This window comes from Desulfovibrio desulfuricans DSM 642 (assembly GCF_000420465.1).
GTDB classification, from domain to species: Bacteria; Desulfobacterota; Desulfovibrionia; order Desulfovibrionales; family Desulfovibrionaceae; genus Desulfovibrio; species Desulfovibrio desulfuricans.
On the sequence record NZ_ATUZ01000010.1, the window covers coordinates 1 to 2,791 of the forward strand.

The following is a 2,791-nucleotide window of genomic DNA, read 5'->3' on the forward strand; positions in this document are numbered from 1 at the left end:
GGGGGTTTTTTACGTTAACTGCTTTCGCGCGATTAGCCCTATATTTTGATTTTTTTCTTACTTGTGCTTGGGGCACAGTTCTTCTATTTTTCGTTTTAAGCAGCTTATTCGAAAAAATATATTTTTATATACTATGCTAGGAGGATTTATGGCGTTCAAAATCCCAACTCCGATGGCATCAATGGATACAAGCCCAGAAACTCTTTTTCGCGACCTCAGAAACAGAACCGTGGAAGGTTTGCTTTCTCAGCAAGCAGACATGCTGCGTGCGTACATGCTCAAGCATACGGACTCGGATGTTGCTCTGGAGTTGCCTACAGGGAGCGGAAAAACACTCGTTGGCCTGCTCATCGCTGAATGGAGAAGACGAAAATATCAGGAACGCTGCGTTATGCTTTGCCCAACTCGTCAACTTGTACACCAGGTTGTTGCACAAGCAAGCGAAAAATATGGAATTGATGCCATTGGGTTTACCGGATCTCAACGAGGGTATTCTGAACGCAATAAAACTCGTTTCATAAGTGGAGAAGCTATTGCAATTACAACATATAGCTCTTTATTTAATACAAAACCTTTTTTTAGTGATGCTCAAACTTTAATTTTTGATGATGCCCATTCAGCAGAGAATTATGTATCTTCTCTCTGGTCACTAACAATAAGTAGAAAAGAAGATTATGAAATATTTAAATCTGTCTGGAAATTAATTGAACCGCATATTCCATTTTATGATCGCACAAGATTTGATTCAAGTGATGAGCCTCAGCTTGACACCGTGTTCGTCAATAAGCTTCCTACGCCAATTCTTCATAAAATAAAAGAATCTCTAATAAGTGTGCTGGATATATCAGTGGGTTCAGCAAACTCAACAGACCTTTATCATGGCTGGTCAATGCTTAGAGACCATATAACGGCTTGTCATCTATATTACTCAGCGCACACCATTCTTATTCGTCCATTAACTCCACCAACAAAAAGTTTTGATCCATTTGTAAATGCAAAGCAGCGCGTTTACATGTCTGCAACTCTTGGGGAAGGTGGCGATCTCGAAAGAATTTTTGGAAGAGAAAAAATTTCACGCATTCCAGCACCCGAAGGTTGGGATAAGCAGGGCGTCGGGCGTCGGTTTATTGTTTTCCCAATGGCATTTGCTAGCGAACAAAAAACTCTTGCAAAAGGCTTAGAGTGGGCAAAAAAGCTAGGGCGTTGTTTAATTCTAACTCCAAGTAATTCAGCGGTTGATGAAATAAAGGGGTTGATTCAGAAGGTCAGCGGTCTGGATAATTTTAAGCTATTTTCAGCATCTGACATTGAAACATCTAAAAAAGAATTTGTAGCAACGAAAAATGCATTTGCAATTTTGGCCAATAGATATGATGGAATAGATTTCCTTGGTGAAGAATGCAGATATCTTATTGTTAACGGGCTACCGGAATCGACAAATTTACAAGAACGATTTTTTGTTAGTCGACTAGGATCTTCTGTCCTCTTTAAGAACAGAATTAAAACAAGAGTAACGCAAGCGATTGGACGCTGCACAAGGTCTTCAACTGATTATGCTCTTGTTTTGGTTACAGGTGAAAAACTGAATGAATTTTTCTTTAAAATAGAAAATAGACAAATCCTACACCCAGAACTGCAATCAGAAGTTTATTTTGGAATTGAACAATCAAAAGAAGGTTCTTTTAGGGCTATTGAGGACAATATTAATTCATTTGTTGAACAAAACAAAGAATGGAAAGAGGCTGATACTTCTATTATTTCCCTGAGAGACCATTTTAATCAACAACCACTTGGCGCCGCACACGAACTGGAAGCATCTGTAGCTTATGAAGTACAATATCAGGACAAAATGTGGAATGAAGATTTTTCTGGTGCCATGCATGCAAGTAAAAACGTTCTTACACATTTAAGCGGTGATGCATTGCGAGGATATCGTGCCTTATGGAATTATCTTAATGGTAATGCAGCTTATCTTATTTCAGATGGTTCAGCGGTAGAAGTTGCAAAAAAGAGCTATTCCGCAGCAGCTGCTGCTGCGGAACGTCTTACATGGCTCAAAGGATTGTCCGCAATTCTTGATAAAGCAGCCCCAGCAGTTGACATAGATGCTTTGGTCTCAAGTCAAATAGATGCTATTGAGCTTCTGTTTGAAAAACTTGGAAAGTCTAGCAGCAAAAACATTGAAAAGTTTTTCAGCGGCATACAAAGCGGGTTAGCTGCTAATGATGCAGATTCATTTGAGCTTGCACAGGTTAACCTTGGCAAACTTTTAGGCTTAAATGCTGACAATTCTTCAGATCAGGGTGCCCCCGACCCATGGTGGTTTCTCGGATACAAAGGAATTGTATTTGAAGATTATACTGACACCGAGAATCATCCGACTATCTCAAAGCGCAAAGTTTTGCAGGCTAAAGCGCATCCAGATTTCTTGAAGCAGAAGTATCCATATATACAATTCGATTCAGTATTCTGCTCTCGAACAGAACAGATTGACAGTGCAGCAATACCCCACGCAAAAGACTTAATGTTTCTGAATGCTGAAAGCCTACAGAAATGGGCAGATAATGCCATATCAATTATGCGTGATATTTGGCTAAAATTTCCAGGTGCTGGTAATTTGGAGTGGAAAGATGACGCGACTAAAAAAATATGTAGCAGTGGCCTCGATAGTAAAAGTGTTTTTGCACAACTTACAGAACGAAAAATAGAAGAACTGTGCCCCAAGCACAAGTAAGAAAAAAATCAAAATATAGGGCTAATCGCGCGAAAGCAGTTAACGTAAAAAACCCCC

The 2,791-nt window shown here is 39.6% G+C and carries 1 protein-coding gene; it reads left to right on the plus strand.

Annotated elements, in window-relative coordinates; genetic code table 11:
* The first annotated feature begins 148 nt into the window (after positions 1–148).
* The gene (locus tag G449_RS0101525) at positions 149–2,734 is read left to right on the plus strand and encodes a DEAD/DEAH box helicase (RefSeq protein ID WP_027180606.1); all 2,586 of its coding nucleotides are present in this window, start codon (positions 149–151) and stop codon (positions 2,732–2,734) included.
* Positions 2,735–2,791 lie beyond the last annotated feature (57 nt).

What these genes read in the sequence shown, in the direction of transcription:
- G449_RS0101525 (WP_027180606.1), top strand. Translation starts at nt 149, where the DNA reads ATGGCGTTCAAAATCCCAACTCCGATGGCATCAATGGATACAAGCCCA.